The sequence below is a fragment of the Chryseobacterium joostei genome (assembly GCF_003815775.1).
Taxonomy (GTDB): domain Bacteria; phylum Bacteroidota; class Bacteroidia; order Flavobacteriales; family Weeksellaceae; genus Chryseobacterium; species Chryseobacterium joostei.
The window spans coordinates 3758859-3784209 of record NZ_CP033926.1 but is presented as its reverse complement, the minus strand read 5'-3'; the positions used below and the strand labels follow the sequence as shown (position 1 = coordinate 3784209).

Genomic DNA, 25351 nt, shown 5'->3' with positions numbered 1-25351 from the left:
GGTTCTTATGAGGATAGTTAAATGTTGTTGTAGTAAGCTTATTAACCCTTTATCTTGCCTTTAAAACTTAATACATTTGTTTTCCTATTATGAGATAAGGCACCATCGCCAAATGGATAGGCATTTAATAAACCCATAGGAGTATTTAAGGTAAAATAGCCTCTACTATCCATCCTATTTCCTATTCCATATCTCCAGCTTTCATACATGGTTATAAATTCATTAAAAGTCACATCTAAAAATGATATTTCAATTTTATCACCTGAAAATAATGGACTTGAATAATCTCTTAATCTTCCTATAGTTTCATTTTCACCCACAATAACAATTCCTGTAAGCTCATTAGATAAATCACTTGAATTAGTTTCCATTTGCGCCTTATCATTGTTCTTATAGTTAGTGACCTTTATGATTTCAGAATCAAGCTTTTTGTTCAATCCACTTCCAAACCACTGAAACCACCTTGCCATGTGATACTTTGGGTTATGCCTTGAATTTGTTGACGTTTCTGGATTCCTAACCCAATTTATATCAATAAAGCTATCTGCAATTACTCTATTTTTTGTAAGTGTTGGAATTAAATATCTGATTGGAGTGTCTATTGTTCCAGTCTGAATGGCTGAGTTAGTATCTAAAACTATTTCAGATCCTTTTATCTCAATGATATAGTGAGTCCCTATATTTAACCCCTCTAAAATCTCAACAGCATACCCTACAGTCATCATTGTTGTATCAAATGGAGTAGATACACATGTAAGCACTAATTTGCCATTTTTATTGGTATGAATGCAATTGTCAAAAACCCCGGTATCCCAGTAATTAGTTTTATTAATCAGGTCAATCAAAACCAAATCGTCATCATTTTCATTAGTAGAAGAGCTTTTATCTTCTATTAATTCCTGTATTTTATACTCGTCAATAATAAGGTCAGTTTGCTTGTCAAATTTATTTTTAGCACTTTTAATAGGTGTACTTAATTCTGATGATGTAATGAAGTTTTGAATATCATCCTTAACATTCTTGGAATACTTCTTTGATCCGAAAAGCATCGTATTAAAAACTACATCTTTATCGTTCTCAATTTTAAATTCCTCCTGTATATATTTTTTCTCCGATAAATCATAAACTTTATGATCCTTAAAAAAATACTTTATATCTTCTATTACTACATCGTTATTTATTATGTCATACCCTAGGACTAATAATTTCGCCAGGCCATCCGTAAAAATAGATTTTAATGAGGTTTTTATTTTTTGACCAGCCGTATAAATATCTGGTAAACCCCTTAAATAAACCCCCGTTGAAATAGAAGTATTATAGTAAGTTCCTCCGGGACCAATATAATTACTGATCACCCCCAAACCTGAAGCGGTATAGTTTTTCACCACTTGCTTTACAGCGTCAATAATTCTCACTCCCCTTGTCTTCACCATTGGATATTCAAGATTGGTAGAAATCTCAATACTTGTATTAGTAAGGACGGAAAGCGCACGAAATTTATCATCTACGTTATCGGTCATAAATGCAAATGATAGACTTTGACCAGCAGCTAAATTTGATGGATTTGAAAGTTCAAATATTTTATTTCCAATTTTGAATTCTGCACTATATCCTAACCCATCCGGAATCTGTTCTCCTTTTATAAGGTTTTGTGTTGAAACAAGGGTATTGCCGTTTTTTATAACTGCAACCAACCATACGTTTGGGAAATTCAAATCAGCTCTCTGACAAATAACATGCATATTGCTAATTTCAACCTTAATTGTTTTTAAAGTAATACTTGTGTGAATAAAAGGTCCCTGGTCGATTCTTATATCAAAAGAATACTTAAATCCTGCATACTCGTTAGTATTATCACCTAGCTGATAATCACTTGATCTTACAAATGAAAAAAAATGATCAGTTCTATATGCATTCAGTATAACGTTTTGTGAAATGTCCCAAGTATAGAAATTAGATTGCTTAATTGCCCCTTTTTTATATCCTGTTTCAAAAGTTTCCACTGGATCAATGGCGTTTTCATCCAAATCCTTTGTTCCGAAAATATCAACACTCACATCATCGCGATTGAATAATTTATTTTGTGCTTCGCTCTTGGCTAATTCAATTTCTATTTTAAGCATTGAGTTGTCAAAAGAGGTTGAATACTTATTGAGATTTACTTCAAAATTATCTTTCAAAAGATCATATTCAATACCATCTTTAACACCAATCCATTTAAATATAATTCTTCCGTCTCCTGCCTGTTCTTTGTAAACATTTGAAAGAACATTATAGGCTACCGTATCAGCATACTGATAAAATTTTAATTTGACGTTTTCTCCAATAATAAAATCCTTGACAAAGAATAACTCTTCATCAATATTCACTACTGAGTCAGTATCATCCCAGCCCTCAGGTTTACTAATAATATATTCACCCTGATAGGCTCCATTAGGAACAATAATTTTAAATATCTCCTTTACCCCGTCTTCGTATAGTATATGCTTAATAGGTATCATAGTATTTTTCTTCTAATGTTTTTAAGTTGTATTCTCCAATTTCAACCCCGTGATCCGCCCCTCTGTAACGAATTATTTTACCGTTCCTTTTTTCAATTACAGGCTTGTCATATCTTGCTAATGACTTATCAAAACGCTTCCCAATCTTATCTGCAATAGCATCTGAATTATCAACATTATTATTCACAACCGTTACTCTTGGAGCGGTTAGACTTTGTTCTGTAGCCCGTCTAAATAGATTCCTGCCTATCTTTGCATCAGGCCCCATTGCCCCCAAAATCCTTTTTGATTCAAAGGCAGTATAGATTTTATCTCCCTCATTTAACCAGGTTTTAGATGGCCCTTTATTCGATCCTAATGAAATGATATTATCATTTTTATCCGTGTGTATTTCGGCTCCCATTTCATCCTTGATAGCAAATTCTGCCTTACCACCTTGTCTACCCATCCAATACTTTGGAACTGGGTCTTTGGACATTATAGCCACTGATTGAGCAATACCAAAACCTAATGCAAGGGCTGCAGGTATGGCCCCTGCAATGAATCCCATTTGAGCAAGTGTCATAGTAGCAGCCAAAGCACCATTAATCAAAGCCTGTTGTGCAGCTGCTTTTTGTTCGGCCCTTGCCTTTTGAGTTTCAATTAACTTTTCTCTTTGTCTTTGCTGTTCCTGATATGTTCTAGCTTCATCTTCGAGTCTGTTTCTTTCAGTAATTTGTTCTGCGGTTAGATCTTCTAGGTTATTCAGGGCTTCTAATCGACTATTTATAAACCCTACTTCTTGTTCTGTTGTTTGTTGAGAGTATTTTAATTGTTCGTCTAAGGCTGCAATAGTTTTTTCTTTCTGAGCTGTATTAAGAGATGTTAATGAATCAAGAACAGCAGCAACAGCCATAACGGCATAGTCTTTCCAATCGGCCGTTTTCCCTTTCAAACGCTCCATAGTAGCATCATATGCATCTGCTATGTGTTCAAATCCAAGATTTTTTAAACCGGAACTTACAGCCTCTCTAATTCCCCTGGTTCTTTCAGAAACTAAATCTTTTCCTTGATTGTTAAGCTCTTCATTAGCGTTAACCAAACCTTTAATGTTCGCTTCAAGATCTGCAACGTTTTTGACATCTTCCGGGTTAACTATCCCCCCGACTGTAGCAATAGCTATTTTCGTTTCATACTGCTGTTTTAATACTTTAAGTTCTTCAATCTTTAAATTATTCTGCTTGATCTGATTATTGATCTCTAATAATTGAAGTCTATATTCTCTTTCTTGATTTGATAATTTTTTATTAGAAATTATTAAGCTCTTCTGCTCTTCATCACTCAGCCTTTCAAATGAATTATTGAATTCTGCTTGCTTTTCTAAATCCTTTTTAGTTGCTTCAAAAAGTGATTTTGTTCTTTCAAATCTTTGATCAACAACTTTTCCAATCTCTTCATCTCGTTTGCGTTCTAACTCAATAGTCTCTTGAGCAGCATTTTTAGCTAAGTTTAACTGTTCATCATAGTAATTATTTAACTCAGAAATTATCTGACTATCAATTTCTATTAATTTATTTAGTCGGTCGCTTTCACTTAAGTAATCAGCGTTTTCTAGTTCCTTTGATTGTCTTTCAAGTGAATTAGACTTCATTTTGAAAGATTCTTCTAGATTCTTTTTTTCATAGTCGTAAAGCTCTTTATTTGCTTTTTCTAGTTCCTCCACAGCTCTTCTTCTAACAGAAGCTTCTATCTGTTTTTCTTTTGCATTACCACCTTTTAGAAATGATGATATTTTGTCTCGGTATTTCTGGAATATTTTTATATACTCTTCCCAATATTCTTTTTGAGAAATTTCTAATCTTAATAGCTTTTCCTTTTGGCTCGCTATTTCTCCGTCTTTTTCAGATTGAGCTATATTAACAGCGTCTTTTTGTTCTCCCGTTATGCTGGCTCCGGTATATTTTTTTTCTTTCTTTTCTTTTTTAGGATCTTCTTCGTTCCTTGCAAACTTTCCTAGCAAATTCGCCTTATCCTCCCTATATTTTTCGGAAGCCTTTAGATCAATCTCTAATTGATCCAGTAATATTTTATCTTCATTATTGTATTTTTTTCTATTATTACCAAGCTGTTTAATCAAGTTATAAGCTCTAACAGTGCTGGCTTCTAATAGTTTTTTACTATCTTTTTTGATGAAAATTTCCTTACCATCACCATTGTCTATGGTTGTCGTTTCATCAATTCCAAGATCACTTTGAAGCTTCAACTTCTTCCTATTTTCAAGCTCAGATGCTAATTTTCTTCTTATTGCTTCTTCCTGAGATAACCTTTCAGATTCTCTTCCTTTTAATTTGTCTTTAATAGCTTCCGCTCTTGAAGCTGCTACAATGGCATTTTTAAGACTTATATAACTGGCTTCAGCCTTGCCATTTTTGATAATTTCTTGATCTATTTTTCCAAAGTATGACGGGAATAAATCTTTTAACTTCTGTACAGCTGCGTTTCGATCTTTTGTTGCAGCATTTACATCTGTTGCTTTTCTATAAAGATTATCCAGTTCAAAAGCTTCATCACCCGCGTTTTTCGCTCCTTTACTCATTGCGTCATTAAGATCCTTTTGATTATCAGCTGCGCTTCTTGTTTTTATTGCTACTTTTTCAGTTTTTTCAGCATACATGATTAGTAATGGGATGGCTAAGGCAAGTACTCCCAACACCATTCCTAAGGGAGATGCTTTAGTTGCAGCATTTAATCCGGTTGTTGCAACTGTCGCTTCTCTTTGCGCAATAATTTCGGCTTCCAATGCGATAATATGAGCTTCACGGGCGGCTATTTGTTGTCTTTTTGCGATCACCTCAGCTTCTGTTACTGCTATTTGAGCCTCTAATGCCGCAATAGCAGATACTTCTTGTGCAATTTGACTTTCTAGACTCACTATATTTAAGGTCCTTGCAGCGGTATTCAAATTGGTAGATACTGTGTGCGCTCTCATTGCTTCAGCTTCTCCAAGAAGACCAAGACTCGCAGCCCTGTTTCTGATTGTACCTAAAAGTGTTTGTGAGTTATTCCAAGCAGTTGCAATAGCTGCTTGAATAGCAACCCCTTTATAATAAGCCCATGCAGCAGTAACTAAGGTGATTCCGGTAATTACTAAGCCAAAAGGAATAGCTGTAACAATCTTAATTAGATTCATCAATAAATTAGATGATCCCTTTAAGAAGTTCATGAAGCCTTTTGAGTTTCCTATTAACTCAAATTCCTTTTTAATCTTGTCTACAGTTGCAGCATAGTTTTCTTGTTTTAAAGCGGCTGTTTCTGATAAATATCCGGTTTCATTGATTGCTAAACCTGCATCCTTTATTCTCTTTCTAACAAAATCAGCGTTTCCGGCAATATCCCCCAATACCCCTTTTACTCTAGCCCCTCTAACACCAACTTCTTCAAGGTCCTGAGATATTTTCTCAAAATCTCCACTTTTAAGAACTCCCTCAGCAACCATAACAACAGCTTCAAATGGATTTTCACTATAAGCCTTTCTAAGCTCTTCTACAGATACATTTGCCATTTTAGCATACTTTGGCATATCTGAAAGAACCTTTGTTAAAATTTGCATACCAGCCGTACCTGCAACCTCGCTTTTTTGTCCTAGTTGTTCAATTGCTGCAGCAAAACCTAATACTTGGGGAAGTGTAACGCCCGTAATTCCCCTAATTGCTCCAATCCTTTCTGCTACATCGATCATTTTAGAACCGGTTGCTACCCCGGAATTTTGAAGCTTAACAAGTGCTGTTCCGATTTCCGTTACCCTTTCCGCTGTAATATGCTTATCATGGTTGAAGATGGATATAAGCTTGATAATCGATGCTGTACCCTCTTCTCTATTTCCGGCTTCTTTTCCTGCAACAATAAAGTAATCATCTAAAGCCTTTGTAATCCCCTCAATTTCTTCCTTGGCAACTCCTTTTTTTGCTACAATTGCAGCTGTATTAACAAGCTCTCCAAGACTGGTCCTTGTGTCAATATTTTTAAGGGATTCAAATAATTCATCAGCTGCTTTTTTGTTTCCGTTCAAACGAATTTGTAAATCTACTAGAGTGTCTGATAGTTCATAATTATTATGCATCAGTTTTCCAGCCCCACTAATAACAGCCTGAAATCCCACATACATAGCAATCATTGACTTTATTTGTGTCTCTAACTGCTTCACTCCTGACATTGCAGCCTGTTGATAGTTACCTACATTTCTTTGCCTATCTCCAACATTGGCATCTATACGCTTAAGTTCAGCATCTAATTCTCTGGCTCTTTGTACTGTTACTGAGAAACGACCTTGTAGTATGGCTAATTCTTGACTGTACTTTTCTTGGGTGATCAGCCCCATCCTAAAGTCCCTTGTTAGTAAAAGCATTTCTGCTTCAAGGTCCTTTGCTTGTCTTTTTAATTTATTAGCTTCTTGAGAAACTCTTTGATAAGCACTTGCACTTGCTTGTGATTGCTGTTGTTGGACCCTCTCCGCTTTCACTTCAGCTATTACAGCATTAGCCGCTTCTTTTCTCGCTCTATTCTGCTCGGTGATAGTTTTTGTCTCTTGAGTCTCTATCTGGGCTAATTTCAATTTAATGTTAGCAAGCTCTTTTTCAATTACTGCATAATCTTTAGTAAGGGTATTTAATTGCTTAAGTCCAGAAGCATAATCTTTTGGCTTTCCTGATTGAAATTGCTTATTTATAGCTTCCGTTATTGACAAAAGCGAATTAAATGAAGATACAAGTTCTTTAGTCGCATTATCAATATCATTAAGTTCCTTTACGGAAGCCTCCCCCTGAATGACGGCTAATTTATCTGGCATTTTGGTTTGATTTATTTATAGTTTCTACTTTACTTACTAACATTTTAACCATTACTCCATATTCATAAAGTGAAATAAGCTTTGGATCAACATGCATTTCTAATCCAAGACAGACACCGATATATTGTTCATCAATATCATAATCTGAAGAATTATCATTCTCAGCGTTTTCAATTGCCAATTTTGATTTTTCAGCTTGGTTTTTGTACTTCTGAATTTTGTCTAAAACCTTTTGTCTTTGAATGGAAATATCATCACTTTTTTGAACCTTTACTTTTTGTAATAATTCTTTTACAATGGAGTAATCCGGCTCAATCCCTAGAGACTTCTTTTTTTCATTGGATTCGGTAATCCTATCAATTATCTCTACAATTATTTCAAGCTTTCTAATCTCATTAATTGCAATCAAATAGTTGCAATAATTAGTTATTTCCTCGTTTTTAGAATTTTGAGATAAAACATAGTCCTGGAGAATTGAATCAAACTTATTTTCCAATTCTTCTTTATCTATGATTATTTCATCTCCAAATTCATAACCTTTTACCATGTATAAAAAATCCCCTGTCTGTACTATTCTTTTATAGTTCCAAAAGGGGAGTTCTTTACTGTCTTGGTAAAACTTTACTTTATTATTTTTCTTCGTTTTTTTCGTTTTCATATAAACAGGGGTGTTCTTTTACATAATACCACTCAACTAATCCATCTGAACCTAAAAAGCCATTGATAGCTGCTATTTGGTTAGGATTTTCCCCTTTGAGAATCTGAGCCAAAGCCAAGCCTCGTTCATCATCAAAAACATGATATATGAAGTTTCTAGATTCAGGATCTTCTGCATACTTCCTTAATATCTGGCATTCTGTCTTTGTAATAGGCTTGCTACAATTACACATTATCTAATTCTTCCGTTATTAATGATATTATCTATCTGTTTTCTCACTTTGGGCTTATTGCGAATCTGAGCTTCTAACATTTGCTGTTTTGTTATACCTATGATCCTTTGTTTATTGATGATAGCGTATATGTCCCTCATGTACATAGGACTGTAGTCTGTGGTAAACTTTACTTCTTTCAAATTTACCTTTGCCTTAATACTTCTGTAAAAAAGTCCATTGTACTTTTTATTCCAAAAGTGAAGCAAATCCCATCTACCCTTATTTAAAGGATTGGATCTCATTTTATAGGCTCGATAATACAAGTTACCACGCCTGTATTTACGAGAGTATAGGGGCATTCTGCCCCCATCGCTCGTTTTACCTCGTAATAAGTTATCCTGGTTTATTAACGGAAGACTTGATTCCCTTAGAGCCTGTTGTACTATTTTTGGAGTCAACGTCTTGGCTAGCTTCACCCTTTTCAATAGAGTTTGTGGATTTATTATCGCCATCCTCTTTAATTTTGGGATATAAATATTTATCAATCGTTTCTTTGTCCAATTCTGGATATGCTCCTTGAATGTATTGTACAGCCTTATCCATTGATGAAAAAGGTTTTTCTGGCACAATTACATATTTACCAACTGTGTACTTCATTATGCAGAAACTTTTTCTTCGATTGATTTACCAGCGTAGTAGTCAGTATCAAGAATATAAACAGGATAACCTCCCTCATTAATTTCAAATGAAACTTTATCATTTGCAAGTAATGCTGCATGCGTAAACTCATACTCACCATTAATCTCGCTAATGGCAGTGATAGACTCTAATGATCCGTTTCTTTTTAACTTCCAGTTCAAAGGAGCTGTTAATCCTGTAACTGGACTATTTGCACACATATTTGAAACCCTAACTTTAGTTTTAGTTCCAGCAGCTATTAATGGTGAAACAATATCCACAGAAACACCAGCCACAGGATTTAATTCTGTGAAGTCAATTTCTTCGCTTTCTACCAGTGCAGACTTTCCTTGCCAATATTTCATAGCATCAGCCATAAGATCAACTCTTAACGTGGAACCTCCACCCTCAGCAGCCGTCTTTACTTTTTTGATTCCGGTGAACAACCTTACATTAAAGCCTTTGATTTTTCCATCATTCATGTACTGACCTAGAATTGATCCATCAGTAAATACTAGGAATATTGAATACCTTTCACTTTTATCAAGCTTTTGCAATTCATTTTGAAAACAATTACCTTTATTAAAGGTTAGGTTCCATTTTTTAATACCTAGGTTTTGTTTAGTACTCTCACCAATTGGAGAATCTGTAAATGTTGGATCAACGTCAGCATCTTCAGCCGAAAAGAATTTTAATGTTCCAATAATTGAATCTTTTTGGATAAAATCATCCAGGATTGTTTTAGTGAATGTTGACGGATCAAACCTTACTTTTCTATCTGCTAAAATAATTCCGGTAATTTGTTCTTCATCGCAAAATAGACCACCTACTCTGGCAACCATATCCGCTACACTACATTTTTTAATTTTTAACATTATTTTTATTTTTATTTAATTAATAATTCAGGGAAACAGCTATTTGAAATTGTTATATCCGTCTCAAATAATACAGCATCCCATATCTCTGTAATAGCTGTTAGTTCTGGTATTTGTTTCCCGTTTTCATCTTTTGCAATGTCATTAAGTGGAAACACCATATAAGAATCAACATCTGAAGCTGTAATTCCTTTTGATTTATCAAAGACTTTATCAATTTTAGATAAAAGAGGATACAGTACATTGTCATATGTACTTTCAAACCTTTTTTTATATCTATCAGTTCTACTTCCCAATGTGATAAGAAAGAATTTACAGCCTATCATTTTAGTCTTCTCTTCCTGCTTTCTTCTTTCTACTGTATATCCTGTTTGAAGCCAAATAATCGGGTATTTTGTGGCTGAATCATTAAGTTTTGCAACTAGTTCAAACAAATCTCCCTCTGTATAATTGGCTACAAATTCATTGTTCTGGAATTTGACTTTGATTGTACGATCTAATACCCGATATAAAAGAGTGTTATGGTTTATCATATTCCAAACTCGTTTCTAAATTCTCCAAAGCGTCTATAATTCTGATCAAACAAAGGATACTTATCCTTATTGTCAAATAGGAATTGCATAAGGGATACTTCTCCATGTTTTGGGTAAATACCGTAGTAATCCCTACACCCCTTAATTATCCAATATGGATTTCCCTCTATTGTATATCCGGCAGGAAAAGACCTTACTCCATCATGTAACTTTGTAATAAATCGGTTCCATACCTTTGTGATTTTTGGAATCATTGAAGTCCTGTCCCCCACTTTATTATCAATGGCAACTTCTCCAACTCCTACTGTTTGGGTAACATTATCATTATGGTACTCACAATAGACATAATCAGCCAAAAGACTTTCCTTTGTATCCTCTTGAATCAAGCCATTCCAATAGCATTTTTTACCATCTTTTTCATAATGCTTGCCATTGATTATGTCTTTATATTTTTGTGGGGTATTTGGGTCAATTCCATTTGTAATGTATTGTTTGAAATCATCCCACATTTCTAATCCAAAAGCAAAAGACAGTACAGACTTCTCCCCCCTCTTAATCATAAGATCAAGAACATTCTCCGTTTTTGAGTTCGGGTCTGGTTCATTGACGTTCGCAATCATATTGGAATCAACGAAGTATGTACTATCTATTAGGCTCATAATTAATCTTTAAGAATTTGAGTATTTGAAGCTGAAAACTCAATTTTAGCATCCTTGTCCTCAGTCGCTTTTTTTGAGGCGATTAATTTCTTAGCAAAAATCTTATGCTCTACAAATGTTTCTCCCTGTGGTTTCCCATCTTGACCATTTAGCTTAATAGCCATGTAATCACTTGCCGAACTAAAGGATACTTTTTCCCCTTTAACCTCCTTGCTTTCTTCTTGTTTTAATTTAGCTGACATATTCTAGTATTTTTATTATTAAGCTGATTTTAAAGCTGCCTTAACCGTTGCTAGATTTAGTTTTATAATTCCAGGATATTCAGCAGGTGCTGCATTAAGAATTGAAAATACCTCACCTACGGCCGTATATTCGTTTTCGATGAATTGTTCATTATACTGTCCTCTTCTGAAGATAAAACCTGTATGGATTTCTTTATAAATACTAAACTCTCCCACAATAGCCTGTCCTGCATCAATTTTTAAAGATGGAACTAATCTAACTCCGGCAATCCTATTACCCGAAGCATCGATATATGGCTTCAATTGAAGATTACCATTCTTATCCTGCGTATAGATAGCTGCGTCAATATCAACAGGATTCATTAATACTGTTTCTGGCGCAAATCCAAGGACTTTAATTTGCTGCATTGCTGCAATGATTGCTAGTCCATTATCAGGATTCGGAAGCGTTGCATCTAATGAAGACCCGATGTAAGATGTAGCATTTGCTTCTATAATATCAATAATACCATCCTGCCATGCTGTTAGTACATCTCTTTCAAGCATATCAATGATTGCATCCAAAAGAGCTTCAAAATCCATTTCAAATTCTTCAGTCCATTCAATACGTCCAGCGTATTTTTTTCTTTTGGTAGAAGTGTTTTGAAATTTATATTGCAATAAAGGTTTTACAGCACCCTCTTCAACTGTAGCAACAGCTCCATCACCTGGAACCTGTTGTTTTTTCATTAAATACTCTGGAACTTTTGCTCTTTGAGTATTTCTGATAACTGTAAGAATAAAGTTCTCAGGAACCCTAATCATTGCAATTTCGTTATCAATTTCAAAAGGACCTGTAGGCATATTTAATCCCGCAATATTGCTTACGGTACCGTTATTAGTCATGTGCATTGCCGGAACTTTCTCAATAAGGAATTCAGCTGATCCTTTTTCCTTGAAGTTCTTTACAATAGCTTCATGATTTTCTTTAATAACCGTATGTAGAAATCCTTTCATTTCAGAACTAACACGAGATTTCATTGCTTCCGTGATAGCATTGACTTCTTGTGTAATTGTAGTCAAGCTCTCATTGGTTTTATCTTGACTTGCCAATAAAGGCTTCAATGCTTCAGTTACAGTTTTGTCAACTTGATCTTTAGCAACCTTATCTTCATGTGTTTTCTTGTCAGCCAGATATTTTTCCTGCTCATCAGGTGACATAGCGTTAATTTCCGCTACTGTTTTGTACTTAAAATCCATTTTAAATAAATAGGTTTAGATTAGTAATTGTTTTTGTTTCACTTGGTGGAGTGGATGTAACCGGGTCCGTTTTTGTTGAAGTGTCTGTAACGGGTTCAACTGACATAGTAGGTGTCGCGAAGTTAGATCCGAAAACTACAGCACTTCCCTCTCTTATCTGCTGTTCTATTACAGCCCAGAAGTAACCATATTGATCAACATCTTCCTTGTTTGCAATTTTAGGGTAGTACTTATCCCACACCTCTTTTTCTTCTTTATTCCATTCTGCTTCTGAATTGATAGCTAAATCAATTTGAATATATCTTAAGCCTGCAGAATGTTCTTTTACATATCCCTTTGCGTATTGTTCAAACATGAAAGGGTTACGGTCTTTTCTTATTTTAGCGTAGAAAACCAAGCATTCGGTTTTCCCGTCATATTCAAAGCCTAAATCTTTCCAACTAATAGACTCAACTTTCAATTCTATTTCATCAGAAATGATTTTATCAAATTGTGCTTTATGAGCTTCCAGTAGAAGAACCCTCTTTGCGTTCTTTACAGTTCTATTCCAACTACTATCTACTGATACATCAGAATGTGAGTCAAAAATGTTACATGAGTTAACAACAATTTTAACGTTAAGAACATTGATTTCTTCAACGTTAATTTCTCCTGTTTTAATAGCCTCATTCTTTTCATTGACAGCAAAAGAATAAGCGATAGAATCTGTTTCTTTAATTTGTAACTTCTTCTGAGATTTAAGCAATTCTTTATTTGAAGAAAGGGACTTAAATAGTTCTTCCTTATCAACAAATTGCTTGTTTGGAAATTCTTTTACTACTATCATTTCTTTACAACTTTATTTTTTGAAAGTATTTCTCGCTTCTTTTCCAGATCAGCTTTTAAAACTGGATCTATATTCTTTCCCTCCAATGCTTTATTAATAGCTTTTAAACTTTTCGCTCTCATCTTAGTTCTGTTTAAAGAAATCTGTTAATTGATTTTTAATTAAAAACTGGTCGTATGATATTCCAGGAAATACTAACTTATATTTTTCAAAAGCATCTAAACACCCTGATATAGCTTCAACACGGCTTTTCAAACCATCATTCTTTTCCTTTTTAGTTGTTTCAATTACAGCTTCTACATGATCATATGATCCAATAAGCCTAGTGCCTTTCCTTTTAAAGTATTCAGGACTTTTATTGGTTAATGTATTCAGGAAATTATCTGTTATTGTTTTAGCCGGACCTAATGTAAATCTGGCTTCAGAAGTCTGTTTATTCTCATAAGTAGAATCTCCAAAGTAATCCTTAGGAATAGAAAACCGAGTTCTTATATTATCCTTTGAATTAATCTGCATTTCCACATTTTGAAGCTTCTTATTATCTCTAGTCAGATCAAGCTTCTTATATGGTAAGTTGGTAACAATTATATCTCCGATCTTACCTCTTCCGGCTCCATACTTTCCGCGTCCGCTTAATTTAGTTTCAGCATCTGCCTTTTGGTCGTCAGCCGTTGGAGCATGATCGCTTTTCTCTTTAGTCAAAACAGAATTAACAGGGCTTGTACTTAGATAAGCCATTGTTTCTTGTGCTGCTATAAGCGTGTGTAAGTTTGATATTAAAGGAAATATTCTAGAAGTAGGGTTAAAGAAATTCTTACTATTAAATCCTTTCTCTGCGAATCCATGCTTTGGAACCCTATCGTAGAAGTATGCTAATTCATATAGGCTTAAAAGTCTTTCCTCGACACCCTCCAACTTCTCTTTTACCACTAATTCCCCAATAGCTTTATTGGTTAGTAGATATGGGTTCTTTACACGAGGCAATGAAAGTCTATTGAAATCTACATTGAATAATTGTGCTCCAGATTTTAGATTGCCATTCTTGAAGAAATTACCATACTGTATTGACATTCCCGTAGTAAGCGTATTAATAACCATCTCGCTGATGAATTCGGATATGTTCTGTAGTCCGTTTGGCTCATTCAAGAATGATACATATTCAGAGCCTACAACTTCATTTCCTTTACTATCTACTTCCATAATTCTAACCCTATTACAAGTATCAACATAGATGTCTATACAATCGGCAAGAAAGAAGCATTCAAAATAATATGATTTAAGGTTTTCACATGGTGTATAGTAAGGATTTCCTATACCCAAATAACTTAAGAAGTCTTCACGTTCAAAATGATAAGCATGAGTACCGTCATTTAATCGCTCATATGAGGAAAAAATACTCTTTCCCCATGATTTAATTGCATTGTCAACAGTTCTTAATAAACCCACCAAACCTCATTTTGAAACAAAAATAAATACTGGTCATTGTGGTTCTTATGAGGATACTTTATAAACAAAAAAACCACTGCGTTAACAGTGGCTATATTTATTGTATTAGTTTATGTGAATCCAAGTGGTATGGATGTCGTCTCACTTCAAATTTAGGAATAATAATTTCATCCCCATGAGAATCTGCCATCTTCTCACGACCTAAACTATTTGGTATCAATCCCCCAATGGAATACGATGAAACTAATAAAGCTAATCCTCTTAGTGAATTTGTAGCGTTTCTTTGAATTTCAATCATTAATTGACAAGCTAACTTAAGTCGTTTTGAATAAGCTTTTTCATCAATTCTCTTTCTTTTGTTGCTGATTCTCTTTTTATTACTCATAATTTATCTGTTATTGATTATAATTGTATATCATAGTATTCTTTAATCCCCCAAACTCCGTACTCAGTAGCGTTCATATGGTGATCATCTTTCTTTAAAGGCTTTCCGGTTGGAACATTGTTTATATACTCCCATTGGTATCTTTCTAGCTCATATTCAAATTTCCCTTTTTCATCATAGCCATTTTCCTTGTCGTCTAGTCCAGCATCTTCTACGTAATAGAAAATACAATTACTCATAAAATCGAACCTCGCTTTATATGTTGGTTTATTCGTCTTGAATAGATTTAGATTATAATTCTTTCTAAGTCCATTTGTTAAAGGCATATCACTTCCGGGATCATTATCAGAACTATCAGCCCAACCAATAGATTTATTTCCAACTACAGCACCTGCAGCAATCAATTCTTCACCTAAAGGATTCCTCATTTTATTCATAGGCCTGTAAAGGCATGGAAGTATGTAGAATGTTCTATCTCCATCATACTTAATCTTAACCAATGCAGACGGTGAAGAAGATCCATAATCAAGCCCCATGAACTCCATTAAATCAAGACTATCGTAAAACTCCCTTGTGATTGGATGGAAGTTATGATGTATTCTTCTAGGGTTTTCAGCCTTTAAACCAAGCCCGTAAACTATCCATTTGTATTTATTAATAGTTTTTCGCTCTTTGTTTATCTTGTGTACCGGCGGTTGATTAGTATCAGTAACTACTTTACCTTTATACATTATCTTACCATCAATAACCTCATATGATCCGGATTCCCAAGGCTCATAACCTAATATCTTCATTTTCTGGCCAGCCGGACAAAATGGATTATTTCTAAACGTAGAGTAAATTACTTTACATCTTGGATTCTTTACGAGCTTCTCGGCCCATGATAAGCCAATTGGGTTAATGTCTATTATAACCTGGTTGGAACGCTGATCTATTTGATCAAATTCATCCTCCCCAATTTTATAAGGCTCATTTAACCATGCTATATCCTGTGTAGTTCCGTGAGCGTTTGTTTGATCTGCTCCTTTTGGCGAAATGATTGAACCGTTTTTAAATACGATAGGAGTCGTATTTCTATTCATCCGCATCTTTCTTCCAGACAACGGAATAAGCTTCCTAAAATCTTTCCAAATAGTATCAGTAAGAGCCTCTCTTGAATCCCTCCATATGTTTATGTGCAAATTAGGATTATCTTCTGCCTCTCTTAATACCCATTCTTCTAAACTCCAACTCTTAGAACTTCTGGAAGATCCCTCGTGAATTATATACTTATACCTTGGAAAAGCCCCGTAATCTTCTTTACTACAATAAGCATAAAACAAATCTGACTCGTAAGTCATTAGATTGTTTGCGAGCCATTTCTGTGCAGGAATTCTGGTAAATACGTTTGTAGGTAATGCCTCGTCACCACTATCTATAAAAACACGTCCATCCTTATCGAATAGACGTATCCTCATGGAAGCGTATAAATCATGCTTCAAAAAAACCTCCGTTATACCGTACTTAACTCTCTTCATCTGTTTTAAGCTCCTTAATCAAATCTTCATAAGAACGTCCATCTTCCAGAACCAAAGGAATAGATCCGGAAACCTTATCACCATCAGAGGTTATATCAAGCTTATCACCATATTTTTTAGGCATCATTTTACTAAGCATCCATTTACGAGCGTCTATCCTTAAAGTATCTCTCTTTATTACATTGATTCCGGTAAATGGAGTTTGATCTTTTTCACTATTTTCTGCAATGTCAATTATTTCATCAAAAATACCCTCTGCACGGACTTCAACCGCTCGCGCGTATTGTTTCGATTTAGATTCATCATCTTCTAACCAAATGAAGAATGTACTTGAAGATGGCATTCCTTTTTCTCTTAACACAGCTCTTAGAGATTTTCCCTTATCTGCTATCTCTGATATAATCTTTTTGAAGATCTTATCCTTTCTCTCTTCTGAATACGCCATGATTGTTTAGTGTGTTTTCCATGTTCTGTTTTGAACAACCCTTTGTACTATACCTACAGAAACCTTGTATTTTAACGCTATCTGAGAATAAGTGAACCCTTTATTCCTTTCTTCTCTTATACCTCTTGCAATAGCTTCATTTATCACTGCTCTTCCGTTTTCGCTGCCCGAATTAAACCTAATGTTTCGTGATCTATAATGTAAAATGGTTTTTTGCCTTGATTCTTGCCATGTGATCCACTTAAGATTACCAACGATAGTATTTAATTTATTTCCGTCTTTATGACAAATTACTTCATTCTCTAAAGGCGGTCTTAAATGAACACTGGCACAAAGGCGGTCCACACATTCAGATATAAGTCTCCCATACTTACCAATTAAAACTACTTTATGCTTACCGTCTGATAATGATTTTTTTAGTATTACTGGATTCTTTTTAATTAGGCTTTTAACCCTTGAATATTGTGATACTTGATACTTACCATTGTAACCCGGAACATCCTCCCATATTTCACCAGGTAAATCATTAATGCCTCTGTTTAGCGTATTACTTATGCCTACTCCCTCTGCCATAGAATATTAGTTTAGTATTTAGGTTTTTTCTTTCGGTTCTTAGGTTTAGTGTAGTTTGATCCTCCTCTTCTATATGGTGGAAAACTAATTTTAATGTTTCGCATCTCATCACTTAGCTCCTTTAAAGTTTGAGATGCATTCGTACTTATTACTGAATTTACATCAGCTTCTACTTTTCCGTAATATTGCCCAGTACTCTTTGCAATTCTTTCAATTATTTTTTCTTTTGTCTCCATACTCCTTAAATTAAAAAACTCGCTACCTATTACAGCAGCGGGACACCAAATCACAAAATATTAATATGAAAAAAATAGTTCCTACTGCATTAAATCAAACCTGTCGAATTCGACACCTTTGTAAAAACAAACCAAGCACCCTCCCTCATCTAACCAACTCACAACCCCGACCGCACTCATCATCTGTGCTTGGTGTAAAATAGATTAATCAACTTCATTAAAATAAAACTATATATTCATAACCATGCTTCATTTACATTTATATAGAATTATTAAATCCACATAACTTACATTTTCAATAAGTTAAACATACTTACTTAAAGTAAATTCTAACTTATATTACAAATGTACAAATGTTAAATGAATTAGACAAACAATTTGTTTTTCATATTGTTCAAAATTTGAAAAAAAAAAATAAAAGCCCCAATTAAGAAGACTTTTATCAAAAATTTATTCGTTAAAATTGTAGTATGGTCATTTTTTTCTTATACCTAACCATTCTCCGTTAATTTCCCAATGACCAAACTTTTCACCTACTGGTAGCAACTCTACAATTTCACAATCAAGCTCTTTTGCTATCTGCTCCAATCTGGATAAAGGAGGCTCTACAGTCCCACTATTATATCTACTCATGGTAGTGGCATCTAACTTAAGTATTTCAGAAAGTCTTACCATTGTATAGCCCTTTCTTTTTGCGACTTCTTTAATTCTCAATTGCATATTATAATATATAACACAAAAATAACATATAAAGCCGATATATTAAAATTAATTTACACTTTACGCTAATTTATAATCATTACAAATTAGCGCTAAATGTAATTTAATTCTAAATTATTTACATTTAATGCATATATTTGTATCAACAAAAACAAACAATATGAAATCATTTAAAAAAAGCCTATTAGATCTTTTTAATCTTAATTCAAAAGAAGAAATTGTTAATGAACTTCATGATTTAATTGATGGCCACAAATCTTCTATAGCTACTAGGTTAGAACGTGAATTCATCTTCACAGACTATGACACTAAAGAATTTGTTGCAACTGACTGCTTCATCACTCCACCAATGAAAGGAGAATATTATGTAACAAACAGAGCTATATACGAAGTATTGCAGGTAACACACGCGGCAAGTTCACTAAGAACGCCAGGTACAATACAAGTTAGAAAGCAAAGAGAATTTAAAACGGCGGGTTAATTCCCGCTTTTTTTATACTGGATAATATGGAATACTTTTTAATATTTTTTATTTATTTAGAATCAGTTTAAATTACTATAATCTCACCTAATATATTTGGTGATTCAAAATTTAATTGTATCTTTACAGTATCAAAATAACAAGAAAGTTTAACAATTAAAATCAAACATCATGAAAACAACAATCAACAAATCAGTAGTATTTAAATCAGCTTGGAAGATGATTAAAGAATACGCAATGGATTTATCTTCAGCACTTATTAAAGCTTGGAAATTCGCTAAAGAAAATGCCGCTTATATTAGCTTAAAAATTGTAAAAGAAACTGAAAAAGCTGTAGCTATTGAAGTTTACACTGCTGACGGTGTTACTTCTGCAAGCCCTAAATTTTACGGAAGAAAAAACCTACTTTGGTTTCCAAAATCAATGGTAGTTAATGGATGCGCTCCTGTTTGGATGTACAATCAAAAAATGAGATCTTTCTAAATCAAAATAATTTTATATATTAACAATAAAAATATCAATTATGAAAACCTACACAACTGAAAACAATGGTAAAAAAATTAAAATTGAAGTGCTATCAATAGATGAAGCAAAAAAGAAAAATAGACTCACAAAAGAAGAGGCTGACAGTTATCATGTATGGCACAAAAACGAAAATAACCCAGTTGATAATAAGCACATAGTGTATGCATTTAACGTACTGCCTAATAATCCTGAAACTGATTGGGTTGTGATTAAATGGTTTAGTGATGAGCCAAATCAACAAGAAGTAATTGATAGCGTTATTGCTTTTGATAATATCTAAAAAAGCCCTCTTAATTGAGGGCTTAAATCAAAATAATTTTAGCGTTTAACTTCTAAAATCAGTGCAAATATATAAAAGTAATTTAGATGACAGACCACGAAAAATCAATTTATATAATTGATATGTTTGGAATTTCTGCGGAGAAAATAGCTGAAATAGTAGGCAAAAGCCAGTCTACAGTATACGACAAATTAAGGCAAAGAAAATCAAATAAATTTATAACAGATGATTTTAATAAGTTAAAGTCTTATTGTTTATCAAGTTTAAAATCAATTTCTGAACTCTAAAATAACCCCTGTTTTGCAGGGGTTTTATCTTGGCAATGTGATTGTTATTCCGTTGAGTGGATACAGATATGCTATTTTCTTTTCTTGAATTAGCCTTTCCATTATTTCTTGAAGATTTACATTTTCTGGAGGATTCAAAGATTTATTTAAATTGTACAAACTAATTCCATTGGCACCACCGGATTTCTTGTGTTTCTCTCTAACAAGTTCCATGAATTTTTCTTCTATTTCTTCCATGGAGTAAAGATACTTATAAAATCAAATATATTGAGTACGTAGCCACGATAGCCCACATAATAATCTCTGCTATTTCCAAATCATCAAACTCTTTCATAATTCAAATTTAATTAAGTAGGATTGTTTGTTATTACGGGTTTCCGGAATTAAAGAAGCGTTTCCATATTATTCTTTTATTGTTAGCTCTTCCCCAGTTAATGAGTGAAAAAGGTTCTGAAGTTGATGTACGTATGTAACCGTTGTTCTAAAACCGTTGCCAACTTCCAATGTCAATTCTTTACATTCGTGATTTTTATCTTTAAATAAAATCTTTCCTATCACTAGTCCCCAAGGCTGTCTTGTAAACCCAAACTTAATCAGCCACTCTTCTGTTAGATCTATGGGCTTTACGGTATTTGAATCACATTGCCATCCCGATGATATAGTACTATCAGGTCTATAAATGTCAATAAGTATTAAACAACCCTCTTCTTCATCACATCTAATAGAATGTTCAAATGGTTGAAATCCTATGATCTTACATAAAATTCCATCATCATCGTAAATCCAATTTCCTATTCTTAGTTCTTGTGGTGCTATCATAACCATTCAAAATTATCATTGTTAGTCATTAATTGAGGATACATATTAGTAACAAGCACCTTTAACTCAGGGGTCAATCTTTTATTCCATCCTTTCCAATCAACTTTATAATATTGACAGATTTCTTGCAAAAAATAGTGATTAGCCCTACATTGGTGAGGTAAGTTTTCATTCTGCCCCCTTGTCATTCCATATTCTAAAAACCACCTCCATAATATTGTTAAATCGTCACGTGTCATTTTAAAATGTTCCAGAAACTCTTTTTCACATTGTATTTTATCTTTCTTTTCCATAATTTAGTTTTAAAGTGCCACCCTAAGATGGCACGGGGTTAATTCATCCACAGAAAAGCTGTGCCTTTTTTTGTGTTTAATAAATAGTCATCTTGAACGAAGTCTTCTCCATGTAGATCTTTTAATTCGTCAAGTGTTCCACAATCTTCGTAGTCTTGTTTATTGATATAAAAATCGTTGACTGTAAAAAATGGCTCATAAAGATCTCTTGCTGGAGATTCGTCACCATCCATTACTGATGCTTTTTTCTCCAATTGATCTTCCGGAATAGAATTCACAAATTCTTTTAATTCTTTCCATGTAATTGATTTTGGTTTTTCCATTGTAATAATTTATTTGTTTGTTAAAGTTGCTTTTTAAGTTTGTCAAATGCTTTGCTTAATTTTTTGTATAAAGGGGAAATTTCAGTTTCTATTAAATGCCAACACTCGCTTTGTAGAATATCTTTAATATCAGATTCAATACGCTCTCTTTCATATCTATCTTCAATTAAATAAAAATCTAAACTGCCTATAAAACCATCAAACTCATAAATAAAATGATTCTGGTTAATTATATTATCAAGAAATGAATTAAGCTTTTCTCTAAAGTCTTTCTGGAAAGCTTGATGCTCATACCATTTCATTATTTCTTCTTTCCAAACTTTTCTGATGTTTTTACCAGTATTTTTAGAAGAAAATATTTCCTGTTGCTCCCGGGACATTAACTTTCCAATGAAGTAACTATTATTAGTTCTTTTAAGAAATGATTTTAAATCCATCCCCATAGCTGACCAATAATAACTGTAATTTTCATCGTTGTCCCAACCAGTAACAAATACTTTTCCTTTATTTTCTCCATAGTCTTCTAAATAGAAAGAGTAATCATCGATCATTATTTTTTCTATATTCATGATTTTAAATTTGTTTTGTTGATAAACTGGTCTTCTGGCAAGTTGAAGACATTGAAGTGCCATTTTAAGAGTATATCTATGAACAGCTTTGGCCAATATTGAACCTCCCAACCTTTAATAAGTTTATCAATTCCTATATCAGTATCATAATCTTTAGCCCCCATCACCTCTATACAGTATTTTCTTAGTTTATGAATGGGAACAAACCTTTCCCCCTCATGCTCTATCTCTTTTGTTAAAAAATCTAAAGGATAAATAATTGGCTTAAACCTAGACATAACATAGCATCCTGATGGCTTTATGTAAATTTCATGCATATTATAATCATCTAAGTAAATACCTGTCATTTCAACTTCATGTGTTTGTGGTAGTAAATTTCCTTTCAACCCATACGGCAGATACGCAGCGTATATTCTTAATTTATCTTCGTTTGTCATTGTTAAATTATTTCAAAAATTAGAGTTTTTTCAGGGTTGAATGTGCGGGATTCGGCTTCTTTATATTTGTCAAACTTTTGATTAAAAGCTTTTTTCTGCCATTTAGCACAGTGGGTTTGATCTTTAATAGGTTTTTCAATCGGATTCTCTCCCCAATGGTAGCCTTTCGACTCTATGGCGGAAATGAATGAGTCTAAATAAGATTTATAACAATATGTATTTACAGGAATACCTTTGACATAATGCGCGAATAGTTTAGTATGAATAGATTGATGCAGAAATCCCTTTGCAATGTCCTCAGTAAGTTCTGAGCCTTTGCAGATGAATTTTACTTTTTGATTGTTTATTTTATGCGTGGCTCCACTAGTTGCAAATTCAATTGCAGTTTTCATTTCTTCTGTTTCATACTCCACTACAAGGAGTCTTTTATTTAAATCTAATTCAATTTGTTTCATTTAATATGGTTTTAGTAGTTTTTAATCAATCCATGTAAAAAAGTGATAAGTTCAGGGGATTGGTCCTTTAGGAAAGGCGAGTGTAATTCAATCGGAATAAAGTCGCCCCATACCTCCAGTTCATCATCATAAGCATAGAATCCATTATGAGTGAATGCAAATTCGACCGACTTAATTCCTAGATACTCCATAATGTCAGTAATTACAACAGGATAATCCTCACCAAACTTCATTTTAGACCCATCATTCATCATGTACTCTTGTACAGTTGTCAGCCTCGGAAGCTTCTCCCGTATATCGGCTGTTAGTTCTGTTAATTGGTTCATAAGCCTATATGTTTTTGGAGAATATTTTCAATTCTTTCTTTTGCTATTGAAAAGTATTTTTCATCTTTTTCAACACCTATGAATTTTCTATTAGTATTAATACAGGCAACACCAGTAGAACCGCTACCCATTGTAAAGTCTAAAACTGTTTCATTTTCCCTCGAATAGGTTTTTATTAGATATTCTAAAAGATGTACAGGCTTTTGATTAGGATGTAAGGCACTTTTTTGAACATCTGTAGAAAATACCTGAATACTTCTCGGATAACGCTCTGTAGAATCATAAGAAGTTAATCCGTGATCATTGTAAACATCTGTTTTAATACTATTCTCTTTACTTCTAGCACTGCTAACTTTTCTTGAATGTCCAGTTGTTTTTTGTGGGTTGTAAAAACATTGTTTTTTATAGAATACGGACACTATCTCATGGTTTCTCATCGGTTGTCTTTTTGCATTAAGAAATCCCGTTCCTTTGATTTTATCCCATATCCAATCATACTTGTACATTTTTAAGTTAGAAGATCGTAAAAGGCTACTAAAGGGTTCGGCGCCAAAAATAAGTATTGCTCCATCGGCCTTAATTATCCTATCTAACTCATTCCACATTTTTTCAAAAGGAATAATAACATCCCATTTACATTGCGTTGTGCCATATGGTGGATCTGTTAATACTAAATCAACTGAATTATCAGGTATTGATTTTAGCAATTCAAGACAGTCACCTTTAAGTAATTTTATTTCATTACTCACTTGATAAGGTTTTCTGGGTTAATAATTGATGATTTGTCGACATTATAATATGTTAATCCTGAAGCAATAAATCTTTTCTGAGATCTTCCAGCCTCAAGATTATTTAAGTCATTATAATCGTGTCTCATTAAAGCTTTATCCGCTATTCTCTTCTGCTGTTCCTCTTGGACTAAATCGCAGGCTGCGAAAATGTGTTTGATTAAGTTTGATCTCAACATCTCATGTACTCCGAATGAAGCTAAAAAACAGTCTACATTTACTCTGTTAATTGATTTGAAATATTCGTCGAATATCTCTTGTTTCTCTTGGTGGCTCATGACTTTGGATTTAGTAGTTCTGGGTTTTCGTGAATGTTACCGATGATATTCATTCTAATTCCTCTGTTCCATTCTGGATATTGATATGGACCAATATGTTTTAGTTTAAATTTGGCATTTTGAACATCATAAATAACTTGGAATAAAAATCCATCTTCATCAAGAATATCCCCCTCATATATCTCTACTCCGTTTTTGTCATTGAGGCCTGTGTACTGACCGACGGTTTCGGGTTTTACTAAAAAGAAAGTATTGCTTGTAGCATCTGAAAATGGCTTAAAGTATATTCTATAATTACCTTTTGGGTCAATTACTAAGTGTCCATACACAATTCCTTCATCGTCAATTCTATGACCTCTAAATTTTATTTCTCTGTTCATGATTGTTGTTTTAGTTTTGTTAGTAGATTTTCTCCATCGTGTACTAGATAGTCAGGCGCTTTTTCTCCTAAAGCTGTGATTGCGACAAATCTTTCAATAAGATCCCTCATTTCCTCTTCCATATCTGGGACCTCTTCTAACCAATAATTAGCATCATCATGGCTAAATTTTTGTATTTGTCCATGAAAATAGGATGATACCACATTTGTATTTTCTCTTTCAACAATTTGCCATCCCTCTTTTTCTGGTAGTCTTTCACTTACCGATACTTTTTTAAATTTTGTTTTCATGTTATTTGATTTATCGGTAGTAGTATAATTTTTGACTTCTTATCAATGTTTTTGATTTCCGGAGCCTGTACTTGCACAATCCATGAACCGGGTATATCATGATTATTTTCAACGTAATTTATATTCATTGATGCTTCTTCTCTGTTTATATTGTTTTTCTCACAAATAAGGTTCAGAAGATCGTTTTCATCAAGTAATATGAGTGCTATCTTTGGTTTCATTTTAATTTTTGTTTAAAGTTGTAGGAA

Annotated in this window: 37 protein-coding genes; 4 read left to right on the top strand and 33 right to left on the bottom strand. The window is 33.6% G+C overall.

Annotation, left to right across the window (positions count from 1 at the left end; translation table 11 throughout):
* Positions 1-41: 41 nt before the first annotated feature.
* The 20 genes from EG359_RS17330 to EG359_RS17240 all read right to left on the bottom strand — a co-directional run bounded on the left by EG359_RS17330 (position 42) and on the right by EG359_RS17240 (position 18566).
* Complete coding sequence (locus EG359_RS17330; protein ID WP_076353367.1) at positions 42-2501, bottom strand: hypothetical protein; 2460 nt, start codon at positions 2499-2501, stop codon at positions 42-44.
* Complete coding sequence (locus tag EG359_RS17325; RefSeq protein ID WP_076353366.1) at positions 2488-7326, bottom strand: phage tail tape measure protein; 4839 nt, start codon at positions 7324-7326, stop codon at positions 2488-2490. Before EG359_RS17325 ends, EG359_RS17330 begins: the two co-directional genes overlap by 14 nt.
* The gene (locus tag EG359_RS17320; protein ID WP_076353365.1) at positions 7316-7984 is read right to left on the bottom strand and encodes a hypothetical protein; all 669 of its coding nucleotides are present in this window, start codon (positions 7982-7984) and stop codon (positions 7316-7318) included. The genes EG359_RS17325 and EG359_RS17320 overlap by 11 nt, the downstream gene beginning before the upstream one ends.
* Positions 7956-8216, bottom strand: coding sequence for a hypothetical protein (locus EG359_RS17315; RefSeq protein ID WP_076353364.1), 261 nt, complete (start codon positions 8214-8216; stop codon positions 7956-7958). Before EG359_RS17315 ends, EG359_RS17320 begins: the two co-directional genes overlap by 29 nt.
* Complete coding sequence (locus EG359_RS17310; protein WP_076353363.1) at positions 8216-8500, bottom strand: hypothetical protein; 285 nt, start codon at positions 8498-8500, stop codon at positions 8216-8218. Before EG359_RS17310 ends, EG359_RS17315 begins: the two co-directional genes overlap by 1 nt.
* Before the next feature lie 91 nt (positions 8501-8591).
* Positions 8592-8855: a hypothetical protein gene (locus EG359_RS17305; protein ID WP_076353362.1), complete on the bottom strand. Its 264-nt coding sequence runs from the start codon at positions 8853-8855 to the stop codon at positions 8592-8594.
* The gene (locus EG359_RS17300) at positions 8855-9751 is read right to left on the bottom strand and encodes a hypothetical protein (protein WP_076353361.1); all 897 of its coding nucleotides are present in this window, start codon (positions 9749-9751) and stop codon (positions 8855-8857) included. The genes EG359_RS17305 and EG359_RS17300 overlap by 1 nt, the downstream gene beginning before the upstream one ends.
* Positions 9752-9762: 11 nt before the next feature.
* On the bottom strand, positions 9763-10284 hold the full coding sequence (locus tag EG359_RS17295; RefSeq protein WP_076353360.1) for a hypothetical protein: 522 nt from the start codon (positions 10282-10284) through the stop codon (positions 9763-9765).
* Positions 10281-10943, bottom strand: coding sequence for a hypothetical protein (locus tag EG359_RS17290; RefSeq protein ID WP_076353359.1), 663 nt, complete (start codon positions 10941-10943; stop codon positions 10281-10283). The genes EG359_RS17295 and EG359_RS17290 overlap by 4 nt, the downstream gene beginning before the upstream one ends.
* 2 nt (positions 10944-10945) lie before the next feature.
* Positions 10946-11185 (bottom strand): hypothetical protein, encoded by a 240-nt coding sequence (locus EG359_RS17285; RefSeq protein ID WP_076353358.1) that lies wholly within the window; start codon positions 11183-11185, stop codon positions 10946-10948.
* A gap of 18 nt (positions 11186-11203) precedes the next feature.
* On the bottom strand, positions 11204-12424 hold the full coding sequence (locus EG359_RS17280) for a hypothetical protein (protein WP_076353357.1): 1221 nt from the start codon (positions 12422-12424) through the stop codon (positions 11204-11206).
* Between the two features lies 1 nt (position 12425).
* Positions 12426-13250: a hypothetical protein gene (locus tag EG359_RS17275; protein ID WP_076353356.1), complete on the bottom strand. Its 825-nt coding sequence runs from the start codon at positions 13248-13250 to the stop codon at positions 12426-12428.
* Positions 13247-13372, bottom strand: a complete 126-nt coding sequence (locus tag EG359_RS22815; protein ID WP_262488032.1) for a hypothetical protein — start codon at positions 13370-13372, stop codon at positions 13247-13249. Before EG359_RS22815 ends, EG359_RS17275 begins: the two co-directional genes overlap by 4 nt.
* A gap of 1 nt (position 13373) precedes the next feature.
* Entirely contained in the window at positions 13374-14696 is a 1323-nt protein-coding gene (locus tag EG359_RS17270) for a phage portal protein (protein ID WP_076353355.1), read from the bottom strand.
* A gap of 97 nt (positions 14697-14793) precedes the next feature.
* A complete protein-coding gene (locus EG359_RS17265) occupies positions 14794-15081 on the bottom strand; it encodes a hypothetical protein (protein WP_076353354.1) in 288 nt (95 codons plus the stop codon).
* Between the two features lie 17 nt (positions 15082-15098).
* Positions 15099-16598, bottom strand: a complete 1500-nt coding sequence (locus tag EG359_RS17260; protein WP_076353353.1) for a phage terminase large subunit — start codon at positions 16596-16598, stop codon at positions 15099-15101.
* On the bottom strand, positions 16585-17043 hold the full coding sequence (locus tag EG359_RS17255; protein WP_076353352.1) for a terminase small subunit-like protein: 459 nt from the start codon (positions 17041-17043) through the stop codon (positions 16585-16587). The genes EG359_RS17260 and EG359_RS17255 overlap by 14 nt, the downstream gene beginning before the upstream one ends.
* Before the next feature lie 6 nt (positions 17044-17049).
* The gene (locus EG359_RS17250) at positions 17050-17616 is read right to left on the bottom strand and encodes an NUMOD4 domain-containing protein (protein WP_076353351.1); all 567 of its coding nucleotides are present in this window, start codon (positions 17614-17616) and stop codon (positions 17050-17052) included.
* 11 nt (positions 17617-17627) lie between these two features.
* Positions 17628-17852 (bottom strand): hypothetical protein, encoded by a 225-nt coding sequence (locus EG359_RS17245; protein WP_123867432.1) that lies wholly within the window; start codon positions 17850-17852, stop codon positions 17628-17630.
* 474 nt (positions 17853-18326) lie between these two features.
* A complete protein-coding gene (locus EG359_RS17240; RefSeq protein WP_164463077.1) occupies positions 18327-18566 on the bottom strand; it encodes a helix-turn-helix domain-containing protein in 240 nt (79 codons plus the stop codon).
* Positions 18567-18732: 166 nt separating this feature from the next.
* Here EG359_RS17240 and EG359_RS17235 point away from each other — a divergent pair, with 166 nt between their 5' ends.
* The 4 genes from EG359_RS17235 (at position 18733) to EG359_RS17220 (ending at position 20145) form a co-directional block, all read left to right on the top strand.
* The gene (locus tag EG359_RS17235) at positions 18733-19053 is read left to right on the top strand and encodes a hypothetical protein (protein WP_076353348.1); all 321 of its coding nucleotides are present in this window, start codon (positions 18733-18735) and stop codon (positions 19051-19053) included.
* 171 nt (positions 19054-19224) lie between these two features.
* Entirely contained in the window at positions 19225-19536 is a 312-nt protein-coding gene (locus tag EG359_RS17230) for a hypothetical protein (protein ID WP_076353347.1), read from the top strand.
* A gap of 40 nt (positions 19537-19576) precedes the next feature.
* A complete protein-coding gene (locus tag EG359_RS17225) occupies positions 19577-19858 on the top strand; it encodes a hypothetical protein (protein WP_076353346.1) in 282 nt (93 codons plus the stop codon).
* A gap of 86 nt (positions 19859-19944) precedes the next feature.
* Complete coding sequence (locus EG359_RS17220; protein WP_076353345.1) at positions 19945-20145, top strand: hypothetical protein; 201 nt, start codon at positions 19945-19947, stop codon at positions 20143-20145.
* Positions 20146-20169: 24 nt separating this feature from the next.
* Here the strand turns inward: EG359_RS17220 and EG359_RS17215 are convergent, their stop codons facing one another.
* The 13 genes from EG359_RS17215 to EG359_RS17155 form a co-directional block, all read right to left on the bottom strand.
* Complete coding sequence (locus tag EG359_RS17215) at positions 20170-20382, bottom strand: hypothetical protein (RefSeq protein ID WP_076353344.1); 213 nt, start codon at positions 20380-20382, stop codon at positions 20170-20172.
* 165 nt (positions 20383-20547) lie between these two features.
* On the bottom strand, positions 20548-20964 hold the full coding sequence (locus EG359_RS17210) for a hypothetical protein (protein WP_076353343.1): 417 nt from the start codon (positions 20962-20964) through the stop codon (positions 20548-20550).
* Positions 20961-21257 carry a hypothetical protein gene (locus tag EG359_RS17205; protein WP_076353342.1) on the bottom strand — a complete coding sequence of 99 codons (297 nt, stop codon included), beginning with the start codon at positions 21255-21257 and terminating at the stop codon, positions 20961-20963. The genes EG359_RS17210 and EG359_RS17205 overlap by 4 nt, the downstream gene beginning before the upstream one ends.
* Before the next feature lie 38 nt (positions 21258-21295).
* Complete coding sequence (locus tag EG359_RS17200) at positions 21296-21580, bottom strand: hypothetical protein (RefSeq protein WP_076353341.1); 285 nt, start codon at positions 21578-21580, stop codon at positions 21296-21298.
* 20 nt (positions 21581-21600) lie between these two features.
* The gene (locus EG359_RS17195; protein ID WP_076353340.1) at positions 21601-22149 is read right to left on the bottom strand and encodes a hypothetical protein; all 549 of its coding nucleotides are present in this window, start codon (positions 22147-22149) and stop codon (positions 21601-21603) included.
* The gene (locus EG359_RS17190) at positions 22146-22586 is read right to left on the bottom strand and encodes a hypothetical protein (RefSeq protein ID WP_076353339.1); all 441 of its coding nucleotides are present in this window, start codon (positions 22584-22586) and stop codon (positions 22146-22148) included. Before EG359_RS17190 ends, EG359_RS17195 begins: the two co-directional genes overlap by 4 nt.
* Positions 22587-22588: 2 nt before the next feature.
* Entirely contained in the window at positions 22589-23041 is a 453-nt protein-coding gene (locus tag EG359_RS17185; RefSeq protein ID WP_076353338.1) for a hypothetical protein, read from the bottom strand.
* An 11-nt stretch (positions 23042-23052) separates the two neighbouring features.
* The gene (locus tag EG359_RS17180; RefSeq protein WP_076353337.1) at positions 23053-23367 is read right to left on the bottom strand and encodes an NUDIX hydrolase; all 315 of its coding nucleotides are present in this window, start codon (positions 23365-23367) and stop codon (positions 23053-23055) included.
* Entirely contained in the window at positions 23364-24116 is a 753-nt protein-coding gene (locus EG359_RS17175) for a DNA-methyltransferase (RefSeq protein WP_076353336.1), read from the bottom strand. The genes EG359_RS17180 and EG359_RS17175 overlap by 4 nt, the downstream gene beginning before the upstream one ends.
* Positions 24113-24433 (bottom strand): hypothetical protein, encoded by a 321-nt coding sequence (locus EG359_RS17170; RefSeq protein ID WP_076353335.1) that lies wholly within the window; start codon positions 24431-24433, stop codon positions 24113-24115. The genes EG359_RS17175 and EG359_RS17170 overlap by 4 nt, the downstream gene beginning before the upstream one ends.
* On the bottom strand, positions 24430-24813 hold the full coding sequence (locus EG359_RS17165; RefSeq protein WP_076353334.1) for a YopX family protein: 384 nt from the start codon (positions 24811-24813) through the stop codon (positions 24430-24432). The genes EG359_RS17170 and EG359_RS17165 overlap by 4 nt, the downstream gene beginning before the upstream one ends.
* Positions 24810-25103: a hypothetical protein gene (locus EG359_RS17160; protein WP_076353333.1), complete on the bottom strand. Its 294-nt coding sequence runs from the start codon at positions 25101-25103 to the stop codon at positions 24810-24812. Before EG359_RS17160 ends, EG359_RS17165 begins: the two co-directional genes overlap by 4 nt.
* Positions 25100-25324, bottom strand: coding sequence for a hypothetical protein (locus tag EG359_RS17155; RefSeq protein ID WP_076353332.1), 225 nt, complete (start codon positions 25322-25324; stop codon positions 25100-25102). Before EG359_RS17155 ends, EG359_RS17160 begins: the two co-directional genes overlap by 4 nt.
* Positions 25325-25351: the final 27 nt, after the last annotated feature.